We start from the raw sequence: 23,141 nt of genomic DNA, 5'->3' as shown, positions 1-23,141 counted from the left end.
CAAAAATAATATTTGAGTGTCTTTATAATAATCTATTTTATTAAATTTAATGATAATAATTATTATTTTATTTTATTTTAGAAACTTTTTAGAAACTTTTTTATCATTAAATTAGCTCAAGATGATAAAAGGAGTTTCTTATGGTAACATTAATTGTAAAAAATCAATTTGGTAATATGGAAATAAAAACTATTTCTAGAGATATTATATTAAATGCTAAAAAAGGTGAACAATTCTTTTTAGATAATAGTGATGGATTAAAATACTCTATTTCTTTAATTGATAATGGAAAATCACTTATAATTTTATTAGAAACAAACCCTCAAATTAAAATTATTTTTAAAAATTTTGTAGAAATTATAAGTAATGTAAATGATACAAAATCTGTTCTTTGTATATTAAATACTAAAGAAAGTTTAGAGAAGTTTAATAGTTTAAGTAATTCTCTAAAAGATGAAGAAATAATAGCAAGTTTTAAAAAACAACTTTTGACTTTTTCCATTAATACAGATATAAAAGATACAATTATAATAGATGATTTTAATTCTTTAACAGCATCAATGCAAGTAACAGCTGCTAGTGAAGAAATAAAATCAGATAGTTCAGTATTTAAAAACTTTTTATTAAGTAATGAAAATATCAAAAATGAACTTTTATCAAAAAGAACAAGATTAGATGAAACACCAAATGAAAATATCCAATCAAAGACTAACAAAAGTGGAAATATATTAGATAATGATAATTATATAAATCCTAGTAGTTCTGAAAGTGATGATATTAATCCAACTGAACCTACAAAGCCAGATCCCACAAATCCAGATCCAAGTGAAAAAGATAACTTAAATGTAAAATTAAGTGGAGCTAGTAGTGTAGTAGAAGGTGAGAATGCAACATATAAAGTAAGCTTAACAGATGATGATGGAAATGTAGTAAAAGCAATTGAAGATATGACAGTTACATTTAAATATACATATCCAAGTGATGGTGCAAGTGGTGATGATATAGTAGAAGTAAAAACAGTAACAGTAAAAAAAGGAGAAAGTGAAGTAAGCTTTAATGTAAAAGCAGTAGATGATGTATATAAAGAAGGCAGTGAAAAATTTAAAATTGCAATAGATAGTGCAACAGGAACTACAAACTATGAGAAAGTATCCTTAGATAAAACAGCAGTAGAAACAACAATTACTGATTATAGTGATCCCACAAATCCAGATCCAAGTGAAAAAGATAACTTAAATGTAAAATTAAGTGGAGCTAGTAGTGTAGTAGAAGGTGAGAATGCAACATATAAAGTAAGCTTAACAGATGATGATGGAAATGTAGTAAAAGCAATTGAAGATATGACAGTTACATTTAAATATACATATCCAAGTGATGGTGCAAGTGGTGATGATATAGTAGAAGTAAAAACAGTAACAGTAAAAAAAGGAGAAAGTGAAGTAAGCTTTAATGTAAAAGCAGTAGATGATGTATATAAAGAAGGCAGTGAAAAATTTAAAATTGCAATAGATAGTGCAACAGGAACTACAAACTATGAGAAAGTATCCTTAGATAAAACAGCAGTAGAAACAACAATTACTGATTATAGTGATCCCACAAATCCAGATCCAAGTGAAAAAGATAACTTAAATGTAAAATTAAGTGGAGCTAGTAGTGTAGTAGAAGGTGAGAATGCAACATATAAAGTAAGCTTAACAGATGATGATGGAAATGTAGTAAAAGCAATTGAAGATATGACAGTTACATTTAAATATACATATCCAAGTGATGGTGCAAGTGGTGATGATATAGTAGAAGTAAAAACAGTAACAGTAAAAAAAGGAGAAAGTGAAGTAAGCTTTAATGTAAAAGCAGTAGATGATGTATATAAAGAAGGCAGTGAAAAATTTAAAATTGCAATAGATAGTGCAACAGGAACTACAAACTATGAGAAAGTATCCTTAGATAAAACAGCAGTAGAAACAACAATTACTGATGAGTCTACAACTAATCAAGACAATGTAAATGTAAAATTGGTAAATTCAGATTGTTCAGAATTAGCAGAAATAGAGTATGCAGAAGAGATAAAAGATGCAAAACATTCTTCTATTACAAGATTTTCAGATGGTTCATATATAGTATCTTGGAGTGGAATAGATAGTAATGCAGATGCATCTATATTTTTACAAAAATATACATTAAATGGAAAAACTGATGGTGAAAAAGTAAAATTAGAAGCTTTTGATAATGATAATGGAGAGGATATAGCTCCATCTATATCGATCTTAAAAGATGGATCATATATAGTATCTTGGAGTGGAATAGATAGTGATGGAGACTATTCTGTATATATGCAAAAATTTAATAGGGATGATTCTAAAAATGGAATTATAACAAAATTAGAAACAGCAGGTACTACTACAGGACATGATTGGTATCCATATATTGTTACTTTGGCTAGTGGAGCATATATTTTAACTTGGGAGGGACAAAATAGTAATAAAGAACAAGTTATAAATATTCAAAAATATAATGCTAATGGAAGTAAAAATGGTGAAATTACAACAGTTAGTGATATAGGTAATACAACAAATAATGATAATTTTAGCATATTAACTTTAAGTGATGATTCTTATATATATTCTTGGGAAGGAAGAGATTCTAAAGGAAATAGCTCAATTTTTATTCAAAGATATAATGCAGATGGAACAAAAAATGGAGATATTATTCAATTAGATGGTACAAGTGATAAATCACAAGTTGATGGGATGCTTTATACAAATAGATTTGGTAGTGGGTTTATTGTAACTTGGAGTGGGCAAGATAGTGATGGGGATAGATCAATATTTGTTCAAAAATTTAAAAAAGATGGAACAAAAGATGGAACTTTAGAAAAATATGAAGCAAGTGGTGTTACAGATGATAGTGATATACGTTCAAAAATTACAGTGCTTACTGATCGTTCATATGTTTTATCATGGGCTGGAGAAGATAGTGATGGGGATTTATCAATTTATGTTCAAAAATTTAATAGTGATGGAACAAAAAGTGGAGATACTATAAAGCTAGAAGCTTTAAATAATACTACAGGACAAGATTATCGTACCTCTGTATCTAGATTAGAGGATGGTGGATATATAGTATCTTGGCCTGGAAGAGATGAAAATGATAAACTTGGAGTATATATTCAAAGATTTGATAGTGATGGAAATAAAGATGGTGAGATAATTAGACTTAGAGGTAATATGCAAGAAGATTGGAGACCTTCAGTTTATATATTAAAAGATGGTTCATATATTGTAAAATGGGAAGGTACAAATATGAATACTAACAATGACTCATCAGTATATATTCAAAAGTTTAATAGTGATGGAACAAAAGCTACAGTTTATAAAGGAGCTACTTTAGCAGAAGGAGAAAATACAACATATAAAGTAACTCTTATAGATGATGATGGAAATGTAGTAAAAGCAATCGAAGATATGGTAGTAACTTTAAAATATACATATATAAGTGCTAGTGCAGAAGATATAGTAGAAGTAAAAACAGTAACAGTAAAAAAAGGACAAAGTGAAGTAAGCTTTAATATAAAAGCAGTAGATGATGTATATAAAGAAGGCAGTGAAAAGTTTCTTATAGAAATACAAAGTATTACAAATATGGATCAATTTGAAAAACTTACAATTGATGATAAGCCAGTAGAAATAACGATTAAAGATGAAACAATACCTGATAATGTAAATATAAAATTAAATAGTAATAATATTGAGTCAGGAAGTTATAATATTGTGGAAGTAGGAAGTGGAAAAAATTCAAAAATAGTTTCTTTACATGATTCTTATGCTGTTGTATGGGAAAGTAAAGATAGTGATGGAGATAGTTCAATATTTGTTCAAAAATTTAATAGTAGTGGCGAAAAAGATGGACAATTAGTAAAGCTTGAAGCCATAGGTATGACTACTGGAACGGATAGAAATGCTCAACTAGTCTCACAAGCAGATAATTCTTTTATTGTAGTATGGGAAGGAAGTGACTCTAGTGGAGATTTCTCTATTTTTGTTCAAAGATTCAATGCTGATGGAACGAAAAATGCAGATATTGTTAAATTAGAAGCTTCAAATGTAGCATATGGAACTGATGAGACACCACAAATAACAAGTTTAGTTGATGGAAGTTATGTAGTAACTTGGAAAGGAGTAGATATTCAAGGAGATTCTTCAATATTTATTCAAAAGTTTAATAGTGATGGAACAAAGAATGGAAATATGTTAAATCTAGAAGAGGGAAGTATTTCTTCTTGGCATGAAAAATCACCACAAATAACAGATTTAACAGATGGTTCATATGTGGTAACTTGGCATTCTGGGAATGATAGAGATTTATCAATTTATGTTCAAAAGTTTAATAGTGATGGAACAAAAAATGGAAATTTATTAAAATTAGATGGAGTAACAAGTAGTTTAACGCATGATATGGAACCACAAATTATAGGTTTAGTTGATGGTTCATATGTAGTAACTTGGAGTGGAATTGATCAAGGTGGAGACTTATCTGTATTTGTTCAGAAAATTAGTAGTGATGGAACAAAAGCTGATATAGTTAAATTGGAAGCTCCAAATAAAACAGATGGATTTGATAAAAATCAACAAATAATAAGTTTAAAAAATGGTGGTTATGTGGTAACTTGGGAAGGACAAGATAGTGATGGGGATTTTTCAATATTTGTTCAGAGATTTAATAGTGATGGGTCTAAAGCTGGAACGATAGTTATATTAGAGTCTTTAAATGCTACAAACTTTTCAGAACATTCTGCACAAATAACGAGTTTATATAATAATGAATATATAGTTACTTGGTCTGGTAAGTCAGAACAATCAGAAACAGTTTTTGTTCAAAGATTTAATAGTGATGGAACAAAAAATGGCAATATATTAGAATTTAATGGAGATTTAAATTTTAAAGTTAGCAATCCTCAAATTATAGATTTAGAAGATGGAACTTATGTAGTGACTTGGACAGGAGAAAATTCTTCTGGCGAGTCAAAAGTATATACACAAAAACTAAATGATAATGGAAGTAAAGATTATATAAAAGTAATTGTGGAAGAAGGAGAAAATACAACATATACTGTAAAACTTACAGATGATGATGGAAATGTAGTGAAAGCAATAGAAGATATGGAAGTAAGCTTTAAATATACATATGTAAGTGCAAGTAAAGATGATATAGTAGAAGTAAAAACAGTAACAGTAAAAAAAGGAGAAAGTGAAGTAAGCTTTAATGTAAAAGCAATAGAAAATGGCAATAAAGAAGAGGCAGAAATATATAAAATTGAAATAGATAGTGCAACAAGTACTTCACAATTTGAAAATATAACTTTAGATAAAACAGCAATAACAACAACAATCAATGCTGATGAAATATCTGGTAATTTAAATGTTAAATTATTAGCAGATAATAGTAGTATTTCAACTTATAATGTAGAAGCAGTAGGTAATTCTTATGGTCATCATCAATCTATGGCTTTTGCTGATGGGTCATATATAACAACTTGGACAGTACCAGGTTACCATGGGATTTTGGGACAAAAGTATAATTCAGATGGAACAAAAAGTGGAGCACTAATACATATGACTAAAAATTTATATACTACTACTAGTATGGATTTAATTCCTTTAAAAGATAGTGGAAAATTTATTATGACATTTCATGCAGCTACAACTGTATCACCTGGGACAAGAACTACTTCTTTTATACAAAGATATAATGAAGATGGAAGTAGAGATGGGGAGTATATTAAACTTCCTAGTAATGGTGCTGTAACTTATAGAGAATTAAGTGATGGAGGAGTTATTACTACCTTGAGGACAGGTTCAAAAGTTCTTCTTGCTCAAAGATATAATAAAGATGGAAGTAAAGATGGAGAAGAAATTACTCTTCATAAAACAAATGCATCACCAGGAATAATTGAAACTTTTGATGATGGTTCATATGTAATAACTTGGGGTGGAAAAGATAGTCAAGGAGATCATTCAGTTTTTGTACAAAAATTTAATGCAAAGGGAGTAAAATTAACAGATCCTATAGTACTTGAAGGAAGATATGATAAAGCTAATCATCAAATTGATCCTGTTGTTGATCAAATTGGCCAACTTGAATATAATAAAAGAGTAGATGGAAACCAACATCTTACTAAGTATGGAGAAAATGGTGAATTTATAATCACTTATAAAGGTTATAACACATCAGGCAAAAGGGCAGTCTTTTTTCAAAGATTTAATGCTGATGGAACAAAAAAAGGAGATCAAGTTGAAGTACAAGATGATGTTATAAATGGTACTAAACCTAAGATAATTGAACTTGCAGATGGTTCATTTGTAGTAACTTATACGCTTAAATTACCAGAAAATTCATCTGTATCGATTATTGTACAAAAATATAATGAAGATGGAGTAAAAGTAGGAGAACCTATAATAGTAGATAATAAGAACTTATATGATGCAAATCCAGAAATATTAAGTTTATCTGATGGTTCATTTGTAATGTCTTGGGCAACAGGGGGAAAAACTGTAAATGGACTTTTGAGAAATACATATATGCAAAAGTTTAATAGTGATGGAACAAAAGATGGAGATATAGTAGAAGTAAATAAGAATTCTAATATGGCTGGTAGTCCTGAATTTACTTCATTTAAAGATGGAAGTTATTTAATAACTTGGTATGAACATATAGGTAATGCTATTTTTAAAGTACTTAATCAAAAATTCAATGCAGATGGTACAAAGACTTTAACACAATCAACTGTAGGAGAAGGAGAAAATACAACATATAAAGTAAAACTTACAGATGATGATGGCAATGCTTTAGTAGCAAAAAAAGATATGGTAGTAACTTTAAAATATACATATATGTCAGCAACTGGTGATGATATAGAAGAAGTAAAAACAGTAACAGTAAAAAAAGGAGAAAGTGAAGTAAGCTTTGATGTTAAAGCAGTAAATGATAGTGATATGGGATTAGAAAAATATAAAATTTCAATCGAAAGTATAACAAATACAGATAAATATGAAACAGTAAATTTAGAAAAAGCAGGTATTGAAACAATAATAACTGATTCTTCTACTAGTAATGTAAGAAGTATTGGAAATATATACTTAGAAAATGAAATTGATATTTCAAGTTTTACAAAAGTAGAAAATCCTGGAATTATTGATTTAGAAGATGGAAAAGCAAACCATATTACTCTAAAGTTAGAAGATATATTAGATATAAGTGAAAATAATATTCTTAAAATATTTGGAGATGAGATAGGAGATAAAGTTACTTTAGAAGGAGGTTCACAAAATTGGACAAAAGAAGGAACACAAATAATAGATGGAGATACATTTAATATTTATAAAGGTTTAACTTCAACTACTTCTAATATTAAAGTTTTTATAGATGAAAATATATCTGTAGATTCAGATATTTAGTAAAAAAGAGAAGTTTTTCTTCTCTTTTTTTGCATTTTATAGCTAAATTATATGTAATAAAAGTGTAAAAAGATAATTATTTATAAAAATTAATCAATTAATTTAAAGAAAATTCTAGGTTTGTGTAAAAAATAAAAATAAATTTTAAAATTTATATCTAAAAAAATAACAATTAATAATAATAAAAAACACTAATTATCATTAAATAATCAAATATGTGTCTAAATAATAATTTCATAGCCAAAATAAATAATTTTAAATATTATAAATTCTATAATAAGAAACTTTTTAGAAACTATTTACTTTTATAATAATTTCAGAATTAAAAAAAAGGACTTATTATGCTAAAAGTTATTATAAAAGATATTAGTACTCAAGAAACTAAAGTTTTGGAATTAAATAAAAATATAGCTATCAAATTAAAAGAAACAGAACAACTTTTTATTGATAATAGTGAAGGATTAGTATATAAAATTGAATTAATAAATAATGATAAATCAATAAAATTACTTTTTCAAACAAATCCAGAAATAGAATTTATTTTAACAGATGTTGTTGAGACAATATCAAATAAGATAAGTGTTCTTGGTATTATTAATACTCCAGAGGGCTTAGAAGAATTAAATAAAACAGTATTAAATGATAACTTTGAAGGTGATAATATAATAAGAACTTTAAAAGAAATGTTATCCAACTCTTCCCTAGGTGAAGATATTAAAGATGGGGTAATAATAGATGATTTTGCATCTTTATCAACTACAATAGAAGCAGCCGCTGCTGGAAATGAAATGATAAATAATATTGCAAATTTTAGAAACAATCAATTAAATGAAGAATATATTAGTAATACTTTAAATGGTAGAAGTAGGTTAGAAGAAAGTGAAACTCTACAAGATCTAACTATTATTGATAGAGATAAAATGGAAGAATTGATAGAAGAAAAGATTTCAGTAAAAGCAGTATTAAGTGCAAGTGAATCAGCAAGTGAAGATGGTGGAGAGATCACATATACAGTAAACTTAGTAGATGAGAATGGAACAGCAACAGTTGCAAAAGAAGATGTAAAAATCACATTAAGTAATGGTGAAACAATTACAATAAAAGCAGGTGAGTCAAGTGGAACTGCAACAACAACAGTAAATAGAGATGATGTATATAAAGAGAGTGATTCAATTTCAAACTCAATAAAAGAAGTAAGCGGTGGAGCAAGCTTTGAAAAACTAGAAGCAGATAGTACAGCAGTTTCAACAACAATAAGTGATGATGAAGATGTGGTAAAAGCAAAATTAAGTGCAACATCAAGCGTAAGTGAAGATGGTGGAGAGATCACATATACAGTAAACTTAGTAGATGAGAATGGAACAGCAACAGTTGCAAAAGAAGATGTAAAAATCACATTAAGTAATGGTGAAACAATTACAATAAAAGCAGGTGAGTCAAGTGGAACTGCAACAACAACAGTAAATAGAGATGATGTATATAAAGAGAGTGATTCAATTTCAAACTCAATAAAAGAAGTAAGCGGTGGAGCAAGCTTTGAAAAACTAGAAGCAGATAGTACAGCAGTTTCAACAACAATAAGTGATGATGAAGATGTGGTAAAAGCAAAATTAAGTGCAACATCAAGCGTAAGTGAAGATGGTGGAGAGATCACATATACAGTAAACTTAGTAGATGAGAATGGAACTTCAGTTGTAGCAAAAGAAGATGTAAAAATCACATTAAGTAATGGTGAAACAATTACAATAAAAGCAGGTGAGTCAAGTGGAACTGCAACAACAACAGTAAATAGAGATGATGTATATAAAGAGAGTGATTCAATTTCAAACTCAATAAAAGAAGTAAGTGGTGGAGCAAGCTTTGAAAAACTAGAAGCAGATAGTACAGCAGTTTCAACAACAATAAGTGATGATGAAGATGTGGTAAAAGCAAAATTAAGTGCAACATCAAGCGTAAGTGAAGATGGTGGAGAGATCACATATACAGTAAACTTAGTAGATGAGAATGGAACTTCAGTTGTAGCAAAAGAAGATGTAAAAATCACATTAAGTAATGGTGAAACAATTACAATAAAAGCAGGTGAGTCAAGTGGAACTGCAACAACAACAGTAAATAGAGATGATGTATATAAAGAGAGTGATTCAATTTCAAACTCAATAAAAGAAGTAAGTGGTGGAGCAAGCTTTGAAAAACTAGAAGCAGATAGTACAGCAGTTTCAACAACAATAAGTGATGATGAAGATGTGGTAAAAGCAAAATTAAGTGCAACATCAAGCGTAAGTGAAGATGGTGGAGAGATCACATATACAGTAAACTTAGTAGATGAGAATGGAACTTCAGTTGTAGCAAAAGAAGATGTAAAAATCACATTAAGTAATGGTGAAACAATTACAATAAAAGCAGGTGAGTCAAGTGGAACTGCAACAACAACAGTAAATAGAGATGATGTATATAAAGAGAGTGATTCAATTTCAAACTCAATAAAAGAAGTAAGTGGTGGAGCAAGCTTTGAAAAACTAGAAGCAGATAGTACAGCAGTTTCAACAACAATAAGTGATGATGAAGATGTGGTAAAAGCAAAATTAAGTGCAACATCAAGCGTAAGTGAAGATGGTGGAGAGATCACATATACAGTAAACTTAGTAGATGAGAATGGAACTTCAGTTGTAGCAAAAGAAGATGTAAAAATCACATTAAGTAATGGTGAAACAATTACAATAAAAGCAGGTGAGTCAAGTGGAACTGCAACAACAACAGTAAATAGAGATGATGTATATAAAGAGAGTGATTCAATTTCAAACTCAATAAAAGAAGTAAGTGGTGGAGCAAGCTTTGAAAAACTAGAAGCAGATAGTACAGCAGTTTCAACAACAATAAGTGATGATGAAGATGTGGTAAAAGCAAAATTAAGTGCAACATCAAGCGTAAGTGAAGATGGTGGAGAGATCACATATACAGTAAACTTAGTAGATGAGAATGGAACTTCAGTTGTAGCAAAAGAAGATGTAAAAATCACATTAAGTAATGGTGAAACAATTACAATAAAAGCAGGTGAGTCAAGTGGAACTGCAACAACAACAGTAAATAGAGATGATGTATATAAAGAGAGTGATTCAATTTCAAACTCAATAAAAGAAGTAAGTGGTGGAGCAAGCTTTGAAAAACTAGAAGCAGATAGTACAGCAGTTTCAACAACAATAAGTGATGATGAAGATGTGGTAAAAGCAAAATTAAGTGCAACATCAAGCGTAAGTGAAGATGGTGGAGAGATCACATATACAGTAAACTTAGTAGATGAGAATGGAACAGCAACAGTTGCAAAAGAAGATGTAAAAATCACATTAAGTAATGGTGAAACAATTACAATAAAAGCAGGTGAGTCAAGTGGAACTGCAACAACAACAGTAAATAGAGATGATGTATATAAAGAGAGTGATTCAATTTCAAACTCAATAAAAGAAGTAAGCGGTGGAGCAAGCTTTGAAAAACTAGAAGCAGATAGTACAGCAGTTTCAACAACAATAAGTGATGATGAAGATGTGGTAAAAGCAAAATTAAGTGCAACATCAAGCGTAAGTGAAGATGGTGGAGAGATCACATATACAGTAAACTTAGTAGATGAGAATGGAACTTCAGTTGTAGCAAAAGAAGATGTAAAAATCACATTAAGTAATGGTGAAACAATTACAATAAAAGCAGGTGAGTCAAGTGGAACTGCAACAACAACAGTAAATAGAGATGATGTATATAAAGAGAGTGATTCAATTTCAAACTCAATAAAAGAAGTAAGTGGTGGAGCAAGCTTTGAAAAACTAGAAGCAGATAGTACAGCAGTTTCAACAACAATAAGTGATGATGAAGATGTGGTAAAAGCAAAATTAAGTGCAACATCAAGCGTAAGTGAAGATGGTGGAGAGATCACATATACAGTAAACTTAGTAGATGAGAATGGAACTTCAGTTGTAGCAAAAGAAGATGTAAAAATCACATTAAGTAATGGTGAAACAATTACAATAAAAGCAGGTGAGTCAAGTGGAACTGCAACAACAACAGTAAATAGAGATGATGTATATAAAGAGAGTGATTCAATTTCAAACTCAATAAAAGAAGTAAGTGGTGGAGCAAGCTTTGAAAAACTAGAAGCAGATAGTACAGCAGTTTCAACAACAATAAGTGATGATGAAGATGTGGTAAAAGCAAAATTAAGTGCAACATCAAGCGTAAGTGAAGATGGTGGAGAGATCACATATACAGTAAACTTAGTAGATGAGAATGGAACTTCAGTTGTAGCAAAAGAAGATGTAAAAATCACATTAAGTAATGGTGAAACAATTACAATAAAAGCAGGTGAGTCAAGTGGAACTGCAACAACAACAGTAAATAGAGATGATGTATATAAAGAGAGTGATTCAATTTCAAACTCAATAAAAGAAGTAAGTGGTGGAGCAAGCTTTGAAAAACTAGAAGCAGATAGTACAGCAGTTTCAACAACAATAAGTGATGATGAAGATGTGGTAAAAGCAAAATTAAGTGCAACATCAAGCGTAAGTGAAGATGGTGGAGAGATCACATATACAGTAAACTTAGTAGATGAGAATGGAACAGCAACAGTTGCAAAAGAAGATGTAAAAATCACATTAAGTAATGGTGAAACAATTACAATAAAAGCAGGTGAGTCAAGTGGAACTGCAACAACAACAGTAAATAGAGATGATGTATATAAAGAGAGTGATTCAATTTCAAACTCAATAAAAGAAGTAAGCGGTGGAGCAAGCTTTGAAAAACTAGAAGCAGATAGTACAGCAGTTTCAACAACAATAAGTGATGATGAAGATGTGGTAAAAGCAAAATTAAGTGCAACATCAAGCGTAAGTGAAGATGGTGGAGAGATCACATATACAGTAAACTTAGTAGATGAGAATGGAACTTCAGTTGTAGCAAAAGAAGATGTAAAAATCACATTAAGTAATGGTGAAACAATTACAATAAAAGCAGGTGAGTCAAGTGGAACTGCAACAACAACAGTAAATAGAGATGATGTATATAAAGAGAGTGATTCAATTTCAAACTCAATAAAAGAAGTAAGTGGTGGAGCAAGCTTTGAAAAACTAGAAGCAGATAGTACAGCAGTTTCAACAACAATAAGTGATGATGAAGATGTGGTAAAAGCAAAATTAAGTGCAACATCAAGCGTAAGTGAAGATGGTGGAGAGATCACATATACAGTAAACTTAGTAGATGAGAATGGAACTTCAGTTGTAGCAAAAGAAGATGTAAAAATCACATTAAGTAATGGTGAAACAATTACAATAAAAGCAGGTGAGTCAAGTGGAACTGCAACAACAACAGTAAATAGAGATGATGTATATAAAGAGAGTGATTCAATTTCAAACTCAATAAAAGAAGTAAGTGGTGGAGCAAGCTTTGAAAAACTAGAAGCAGATAGTACAGCAGTTTCAACAACAATAAGTGATGATGAAGATGTGGTAAAAGCAAAATTAAGTGCAACATCAAGCGTAAGTGAAGATGGTGGAGAGATCACATATACAGTAAACTTAGTAGATGAGAATGGAACTTCAGTTGTAGCAAAAGAAGATGTAAAAATCACATTAAGTAATGGTGAAACAATTACAATAAAAGCAGGTGAGTCAAGTGGAACTGCAACAACAACAGTAAATAGAGATGATGTATATAAAGAGAGTGATTCAATTTCAAACTCAATAAAAGAAGTAAGTGGTGGAGCAAGCTTTGAAAAACTAGAAGCAGATAGTACAGCAGTTTCAACAACAATAAGTGATGATGAAGATGTGGTAAAAGCAAAATTAAGTGCAACATCAAGCGTAAGTGAAGATGGTGGAGAGATCACATATACAGTAAACTTAGTAGATGAGAATGGAACAGCAACAGTTGCAAAAGAAGATGTAAAAATCACATTAAGTAATGGTGAAACAATTACAATAAAAGCAGGTGAGTCAAGTGGAACTGCAACAACAACAGTAAATAGAGATGATGTATATAAAGAGAGTGATTCAATTTCAAACTCAATAAAAGAAGTAAGCGGTGGAGCAAGCTTTGAAAAACTAGAAGCAGATAGTACAGCAGTTTCAACAACAATAAGTGATGATGAAGATGTGGTAAAAGCAAAATTAAGTGCAACATCAAGCGTAAGTGAAGATGGTGGAGAGATCACATATACAGTAAACTTAGTAGATGAGAATGGAACAGCAACAGTTGCAAAAGAAGATGTAAAAATCACATTAAGTAATGGTGAAACAATTACAATAAAAGCAGGTGAGTCAAGTGGAACTGCAACAACAACAGTAAATAGAGATGATGTATATAAAGAGAGTGATTCAATTTCAAACTCAATAAAAGAAGTAAGTGGTGGAGCAAGCTTTGAAAAACTAGAAGCAGATAGTACAGCAGTTTCAACAACAATAAGTGATGATGAAGATGTGGTAAAAGCAAAATTAAGTGCAACATCAAGCGTAAGTGAAGATGGTGGAGAGATCACATATACAGTAAACTTAGTAGATGAGAATGGAACTTCAGTTGTAGCAAAAGAAGATGTAAAAATCACATTAAGTAATGGTGAAACAATTACAATAAAAGCAGGTGAGTCAAGTGGAACTGCAACAACAACAGTAAATAGAGATGATGTATATAAAGAGAGTGATTCAATTTCAAACTCAATAAAAGAAGTAAGTGGTGGAGCAAGCTTTGAAAAACTAGAAGCAGATAGTACAGCAGTTTCAACAACAATAAGTGATGATGAAGATGTGGTAAAAGCAAAATTAAGTGCAACATCAAGCGTAAGTGAAGATGGTGGAGAGATCACATATACAGTAAACTTAGTAGATGAGAATGGAACTTCAGTTGTAGCAAAAGAAGATGTAAAAATCACATTAAGTAATGGTGAAACAATTACAATAAAAGCAGGTGAGTCAAGTGGAACTGCAACAACAACAGTAAATAGAGATGATGTATATAAAGAGAGTGATTCAATTTCAAACTCAATAAAAGAAGTAAGTGGTGGAGCAAGCTTTGAAAAACTAGAAGCAGATAGTACAGCAGTTTCAACAACAATAAGTGATGATGAAGATGTGGTAAAAGCAAAATTAAGTGCAACATCAAGCGTAAGTGAAGATGGTGGAGAGATCACATATACAGTAAACTTAGTAGATGAGAATGGAACTTCAGTTGTAGCAAAAGAAGATGTAAAAATCACATTAAGTAATGGTGAAACAATTACAATAAAAGCAGGTGAGTCAAGTGGAACTGCAACAACAACAGTAAATAGAGATGATGTATATAAAGAGAGTGATTCAATTTCAAACTCAATAAAAGAAGTAAGTGGTGGAGCAAGCTTTGAAAAACTAGAAGCAGATAGTACAGCAGTTTCAACAACAATAAGTGATGATGAAGATGTGGTAAAAGCAAAATTAAGTGCAACATCAAGCGTAAGTGAAGATGGTGGAGAGATCACATATACAGTAAACTTAGTAGATGAGAATGGAACTTCAGTTGTAGCAAAAGAAGATGTAAAAATCACATTAAGTAATGGTGAAACAATTACAATAAAAGCAGGTGAGTCAAGTGGAACTGCAACAACAACAGTAAATAGAGATGATGTATATAAAGAGAGTGATTCAATTTCAAACTCAATAAAAGAAGTAAGTGGTGGAGCAAGCTTTGAAAAACTAGAAGCAGATAGTACAGCAGTTTCAACAACAATAAGTGATGATGAAGATGTGGTAAAAGCAAAATTAAGTGCAACATCAAGCGTAAGTGAAGATGGTGGAGAGATCACATATACAGTAAACTTAGTAGATGAGAATGGAACTTCAGTTGTAGCAAAAGAAGATGTAAAAATCACATTAAGTAATGGTGAAACAATTACAATAAAAGCAGGTGAGTCAAGTGGAACTGCAACAACAACAGTAAATAGAGATGATGTATATAAAGAGAGTGATTCAATTTCAAACTCAATAAAAGAAGTAAGTGGTGGAGCAAGCTTTGAAAAACTAGAAGCAGATAGTACAGCAGTTTCAACAACAATAAGTGATGATGAAGATGTGGTAAAAGCAAAATTAAGTGCAACATCAAGCGTAAGTGAAGATGGTGGAGAGATCACATATACAGTAAACTTAGTAGATGAGAATGGAACTTCAGTTGTAGCAAAAGAAGATGTAAAAATCACATTAAGTAATGGTGAAACAATTACAATAAAAGCAGGTGAGTCAAGTGGAACTGCAACAACAACAGTAAATAGAGATGATGTATATAAAGAGAGTGATTCAATTTCAAACTCAATAAAAGAAGTAAGTGGTGGAGCAAGCTTTGAAAAACTAGAAGCAGATAGTACAGCAGTTTCAACAACAATAAGTGATGATGAAGATGTGGTAAAAGCAAAATTAAGTGCAACATCAAGCGTAAGTGAAGATGGTGGAGAGATCACATATACAGTAAACTTAGTAGATGAGAATGGAACTTCAGTTGTAGCAAAAGAAGATGTAAAAATCACATTAAGTAATGGTGAAACAATTACAATAAAAGCAGGTGAGTCAAGTGGAACTGCAACAACAACAGTAAATAGAGATGATGTATATAAAGAGAGTGATTCAATTTCAAACTCAATAAAAGAAGTAAGTGGTGGAGCAAGCTTTGAAAAACTAGAAGCAGATAGTACAGCAGTTTCAACAACAATAAGTGATGATGAAGATGTGGTAAAAGCAAAATTAAGTGCAACATCAAGCGTAAGTGAAGATGGTGGAGAGATCACATATACAGTAAACTTAGTAGATGAGAATGGAACAGCAACAGTTGCAAAAGAAGATGTAAAAATCACATTAAGTAATGGTGAAACAATTACAATAAAAGCAGGTGAGTCAAGTGGAACTGCAACAACAACAGTAAATAGAGATGATGTATATAAAGAGAGTGATTCAATTTCAAACTCAATAAAAGAAGTAAGCGGTGGAGCAAGCTTTGAAAAACTAGAAGCAGATAGTACAGCAGTTTCAACAACAATAAGTGATGATGAAGATGTGGTAAAAGCAAAATTAAGTGCAACATCAAGCGTAAGTGAAGATGGTGGAGAGATCACATATACAGTAAACTTAGTAGATGAGAATGGAACTTCAGTTGTAGCAAAAGAAGATGTAAAAATCACATTAAGTAATGGTGAAACAATTACAATAAAAGCAGGTGAGTCAAGTGGAACTGCAACAACAACAGTAAATAGAGATGATGTATATAAAGAGAGTGATTCAATTTCAAACTCAATAAAAGAAGTAAGTGGTGGAGCAAGCTTTGAAAAACTAGAAGCAGATAGTACAGCAGTTTCAACAACAATAAGTGATGATGAAGATGTGGTAAAAGTAAAGCTAAGTGGAGATACAAGTGTTACTGAAGGAGAAAATGCGGCATATAAAGTAACTTTAACTGATGAAAATGGAAAAGCAGTAATTGCAAAAGAGGATATGGAAGTAAAATTTACATATACATATACAACAGCTTCAGGGGAAGATATAACAGAAGTAAAAACAGTAACAATTAAAGCTGGACAAAGTGAAGTAAGTTTTGAAGTGGAAACTGTAGATAATGTATATAAAGAGGGTGATGAAAGTTTTAAAATCAATATAAATACTGTATCAAATACTAATGCATTTGAAAAGATAACTATTGATAGTACACCTGTTGAGACAACAATAAAAGATGATGTAGATAATGTAAATGTAAATTTAGTTGCAAGTGGTGAAGAAAGAGAATATAAATTAGAAACTATAGTTAAAGGTTCATATGCAGATATTACAACATTTGAAGATGGTACATATGCTATGACTTGGATTACAAAAAATAGTGATGGATTCTGGGAAACATCTGTACAAAAATTTGATAATAGTGGAAATAAATTAGGAGATACTGTAGTTTTTAGTGAGAATGCCCATGAAGCTGCTAGGCGAGAAAACCTTCAAATAGAAAGTTTTGAAGATGGTTCATATATAGTAGTTTGGCTTGGAAAAAGTTCTGATGAATTAGTTAATAATAATTCTTTATATACACAAAGATTTAATCCTGATGGAACAAAAGATGGAAGTATAATAGAAATGAATATTTTTAAAGATTCTTCAGGCAACATATATAAAGATATAACAACATTTCCTGATGGATCATATATTATAGTTTGGCAAAATAAAGATAATAATCTATCTATTAATGTACAAAAATTTAATGCAGATGGAACAACTGATGGAAATATAGTTAATTTAAACTCTGCAAAATGGGAATATGATCCAAAAATTGTAACTTTAGCAGATGGCTCATATGCTGTTAGTTGGTGGGGAAATGATAGTGAAGGTGATATGTCAATATTTGTTCAACAATTTAACTCTGATGGAAGTAAAGTAGGAGAAATGATTCAACTTGAAGGAGTAAATAAAACAGATGGAAGAGATCAACACCAAGGAATGGAGAGTTTAAGTGATGGCTCTTATATTGTGACATGGTATGGAGAAAATGAACAAGGAACTTGGTCTTGTTTTACACAAAAATTTAATAGTGATGGTACATTAAGTGGAAGTACTATTGAACTAAAAGCTCCAAACTATAAATATAATTATAATAAAGAGACTCCTCAGATAACAGAGTTAGCAGATGGAACATATATTATTGGTTGGTGGGGACAAGATGAAGCTGATCTTAATACAAATTTTTATATACAAAAATTTAATAGTGATGGAACACTTAGTGGAGAAGTTGTACAAATAGATGCAAATGGAACATCTTGGGCTTTAAAGTTAAAGATGACAGAACTATTAGATGGATCATATGTAGTAACATGGTCTGCATACAATAGTCAAGGAAAATTTACTTTATTTGCACAACAATTTAATTCTGATGGAACACCTGCTACAGAAGTTACAGAAGTACTATATGATTCATATGAACATTCAGTTACAGTATTAGCAGATGGATCATATATAGTTACTTCTTCTGGATATTGGAATGAAGGAAGTATAAAAGTACAAAAATTTAATGCAGATGGAAGTATGGTTATAGAAGAAGGAGATACAATAAGTGAAGGTGAAACAGCAACATATGAAGTAACACTTACAGATGATGATGGAAATGAAGTAATAGCAAAAGAGGATATGGTAGTAACTTTTAAATATACATTTACAACATTAGATGGTGAAAATATAGAAAAAGTAGGAACTGTAACTATAAAAGCAGGAGAAAGTTCTGTAAGTATAGATATAAAAACTCTTGATGATGTATATGCAGAAGATGCAGAGAAATTTTATATAGAAATAGTAAGTATCACAAATGCAGATCAATTTGAAAAAGTTACAATAGATGAAATAGGAGTTGAAACTATTATTAAAGATGATACTCCTGCCGATAATGTAAATATAAATTTAGTTGCAAGTGGTGAAGAAAGAGAATATACAACAGAAAAGGTTGTGAATATAGGATTTGGTCCTCAAATAACAGCTTTAAAAGATGGAGGATATGTAGTAACTTGGTTTGCACAAAATAGTACAGGAAAACTTTCTTTGTTTTTACAACAATATAATGCTAATGATGAAAAAATAGGAGATACTGTAGAAGTAAAAGGTGCAAAGGATTCAGCAAAAATAGTTAGCTTAGAAGATGGAGGATATATATTAAGTTGTGCAAATTATGATTATGGTACTTATGTACAACAGTTTAACTCTAATGGAAGTAAAGTAGGAGAGACTATAGGATTTGGAACAGATATTTCTACAATAGACATAACTCTTTTAGCAAATGGAGGATATGCAGCAGTTGGAAGTAAAGCGAATGGAGAAATATTTATTCAACAGTTTGATGCAGATGGAGTTAAAGTAGGTGAAATAGAAATAATAAAGAGTACTCCTAATTCTATGGCAAAAATAACTGAATTAAATGATGGAGGATATGTGGTACTTTGGAGAGAAAAAGATAGCCAAGGAAATTATTCACTATTTGTACAACAGTTTAATTCTGATGGAAGTAAAGATGGTTCAGCTGTACAATTAGAAGCCTCAGATTTTATAAGAACAAATGATGCTCATCAACAAATAGAAACATTAGAAGATGGATCTTATGTAGTAACATGGTCAGGATTAGATAGTCAAGGAGATTTTTCAATATTTGTACAACAGTTTAACTCTGATGGAAGTAAAGCTGGAGAAGTAGTACAATTAGAAGCCTTGGATAATACAACAGGAAATGATTTTAATCCACAAATAACTATTTTAGCAAATGGAGGGTATGTAATAACATGGAGTGGAAGTGATAGTCAAGGAACTTCTTCAATATTTGTACAACAGTTTGATTCTGATGGAAGTAAAGTTGAAGAAACAGTACAATTAGAAAAAGTAGATAATAATGTGGGCGCTGATATATCACCACAAATAATAGCTTTAAAAGATGGATCTTATGTAGTAACATGGCAAGGAGTAGATGCAGGTGGAGATTGGTCAATCTTTGTACAAAAATTTAATCCTGATGGAACAATGGATGGAGAAAATGTAAAATTAGAATCAATAGGTAATACAGCAGGATTTGATATTAATCCGCAAATAACAGTATTAGCAGATGGTTCTTATATAGTAACTTGGGAAGGTAGTTCTTCATCAGAAAGACCAATATATACACAAAAATTTAATGCAGATGGAAGTAGAGTTATAGAAGAAGGAGATACAATAAGTGAAGGTGAAACAGCAACATATGAAGTAACACTTACAGATGATGATGGAAATAAAGTAATAGCAAAAGAGGATATGATAGTAACTTTTAAATATACATTTACAACATTAGATGGTAAAAATATAGAAAAAGTAGGAACTGTAACTATAAAAGCAGGAGAAAGCTCTACAAGCATAGATATAAAAACTCTTGATGATGTATATGCAGAAGATGCAGAGAAATTTTATATAGAAATAGTAAGTATTACAAATACAGATCAATTTGAAAAAGTTACAATAGATGAAATAGGAGTTGAAACTATTATTAAAGATGATACTCCAGGTGATACTGTAAATATAAAATTAAGTGGAGATTCAACAGTTGAAGAGGGTAATAGTGCCACATATAAAGTAGCTTTAACTGATGAAAATGGAAAAGCAGTAATTGCAAAAGAGGATATGGAAGTAAAATTCACATATACATATACAACAGCTTCAGGAGAAGATATAACAGAAGTAAAAACAGTAACAATTAAAGCTGGAGAAAGTGAAGCAAGTTTTGAAGTTGAAACTGTAGATAATGTATATAAAGAAAGTGATGAGAAATTTGAAATTTCTATAGATAGTGTAACAAATACAGATCAATTTGAAAAAGTTGCTATTGATGATTCATCAGTAGAGACAACAATAAAAGATGATGTAGATAATATAAATGTAAAAATTGAAGGAATAGAAACAGACGTTATCGAAGGTGAAAGTGCTAAATATAAAGTAACTTTAACAGATGATAATGGAAATCCTATTGTAGCACTTGAAGATATGAAAGTATCAGTAAAATATACTTATAAAGATCCAACTACAAATGAAGATATAGTAGAAGTAAAAGAGGTTACTATACCAAAAGGAGCAACTGAAGTAGATTTTGAAGTAGAAATTGTAAATGATAACTATTTAGTAGAACCTGATTCTACAGGAGATGTAACTGTAATAAATACAGGACATGGAAGTGGAAATCAATCAGCACCAATAGTAACAAAACTTGATAATGGAGATGTATTATATGTATGGGGTGATAATACATCAAGTAATACTTCAAACTATTTAAAAGGTAAAATATATGATGCTTTTGGAAATGTAAAAGTAGATACTTTTACAATAAGTGATAAAAGTGCATCAGAATTAAATGGTGACTATTGGTTTGTAAAAGGACTTGATATAAAAGTTATGGATAATGGAAATATTATAATTGGATATGCAGCGTATGATGGTAGCCAAAAACCAATAATGACAGTAATAGACCCAAGTAAAGACTCAAGTAGTTCAGAGTTTTTTGTAAATAAAGATGTTTCTATTCAACAAAATGATACAACAACTCATGAAAGTGCACCTATTCTTACAGTTTTATCAGATGGTAGATTGTTAGCTGTTTATGTTAAAAATATAGGTGGTGGAAGTAATGCTACTGTTTATGGAAGAATTTTTGATGCAAATGGAAATGCTGTAAGTGATGAGTTTAGAGTTGGAAAGGGTAATGTTGATCAAACTACATGGGGTAATCATGAACAAAATATATATGTGGAAGAGTTATCTAATGGAAAAGTAGTAGTAGGTATAGCAAATGAATATGGAAAAGGTGGACATAAACCAATAGTAAATATTATAGACCCAACTAAAAATCCAACAGATAGTGATTTTAGTGTGGCAAGTGATGTTGATGTAAGAGGAAAAGATAATCCAGGAGCTTATGAATCTGCTCCTCGAATAGTTGAATTAGATGGTGGTAAGTTTATGACTATTTGGTATGGAGGTGCAGGTTCTGATAATGCGGGAAGTTATAGAAAACTTTATGCAAGAGTATTTAATGAAGATGGAACTGCAGCTACAGATCAATTTGTTTTAACACAAAATAGTATAGATGGATGGAGTTCTATTAATGTTCCTTTATTAAATTTAGAAACTTTATCAAATGGAAATATTGTAGTTGGCTGGGTAAGAAATACAGATAATTCAGGTAATGATGCTCCAATGATAGCAGTAATTGATTCTTCAACAGGTAAAGTAATACCAGGGAGTGAAACGCAAGTTAATACAAGTACTGCTTCTGGACATACATATGCTGGTCCTGCAATTGTAAAAGCACTTGGTGATGGAAATTTTGTTGCAGTTTGGCATGATACAGCTTCAAGCGATGCACCTATTTATTATCGTATTTTTGATAGTAATGGAAAAGCTATTTCTGACCAAGTATGTGTAACAAATGGAACAGGTAGTTTATTAGACTCAGTTGATAATTTAGCTTGGGATAGTATAAGTGTAGAAGTAACAGATGATAATAGTTTTATTATTGGATGGATAGGAAATAACTCTTCTTCATTAGATGGTTCTGGAACATCAGTTGTAAGTGTAACAGTAGATTTAGGAAAAAATGAAGGAGAAAATCATTTTGAAGTTTCTATTGATAAAGTTGTAAGTGGTGGTGATGGTTATGAAAAGGTAGTTGTAGATGATAATGCAATAAATACAACTATTAATGAACCAGATAATATGTATTTAGATCAAGTGATAAATTTAAGTAACTTTATAAATGATAGCACACAGCCTACTACAAATGAGATAGATTTAACTAATAATACACTTGATAGTATTATTATAAAAGATGAAAGTGTTGAAGATTTAACAAATAATCAACATCTTCTTAAAATATTTGGAGATGAATCAAAAGAAGATAGAGTTAAATTAGAAGGTAATTGGGAAAAATCAAATACTCAAGAGACAATAGATGGAGAAAAATTTAATGTTTATCAAAATGGAAATTCAAATATCAAGATTTTAATAGATGAAGATATTAGTGTAGATCCAACTATTTAAAAAGAGAAGAGTAATCTTCTCTTTTTATAATTTAGATATAAAAGAATTTTATTTAAATTTCATTAAAAAAACAAAGATATAATAATCTTACATTTTAAAGTTATTCAAAGAATAATTGTATAAACTT

General features: G+C 30.4%; 2 protein-coding genes. Both read left to right on the top strand.

Going from position 1 to position 23,141, the window contains the following annotated elements; genetic code table 11:
- The first annotated feature begins 140 nt into the window (after positions 1-140).
- Positions 141-7,451: an immunoglobulin-like domain-containing protein gene (locus AMYT_RS12260; RefSeq protein WP_114842810.1), complete on the top strand. Its 7,311-nt coding sequence runs from the start codon at positions 141-143 to the stop codon at positions 7,449-7,451.
- 341 nt (positions 7,452-7,792) lie between these two features.
- Positions 7,793-23,014: an immunoglobulin-like domain-containing protein gene (locus AMYT_RS12255; protein WP_114842809.1), complete on the top strand. Its 15,222-nt coding sequence runs from the start codon at positions 7,793-7,795 to the stop codon at positions 23,012-23,014.
- Positions 23,015-23,141: the final 127 nt, after the last annotated feature.

This window comes from Malaciobacter mytili LMG 24559 (assembly GCF_003346775.1).
Taxonomy (GTDB): Bacteria; Campylobacterota; Campylobacteria; order Campylobacterales; family Arcobacteraceae; genus Malaciobacter; species Malaciobacter mytili.
This window is presented reverse-complemented; position numbering and strand designations above follow the sequence as displayed.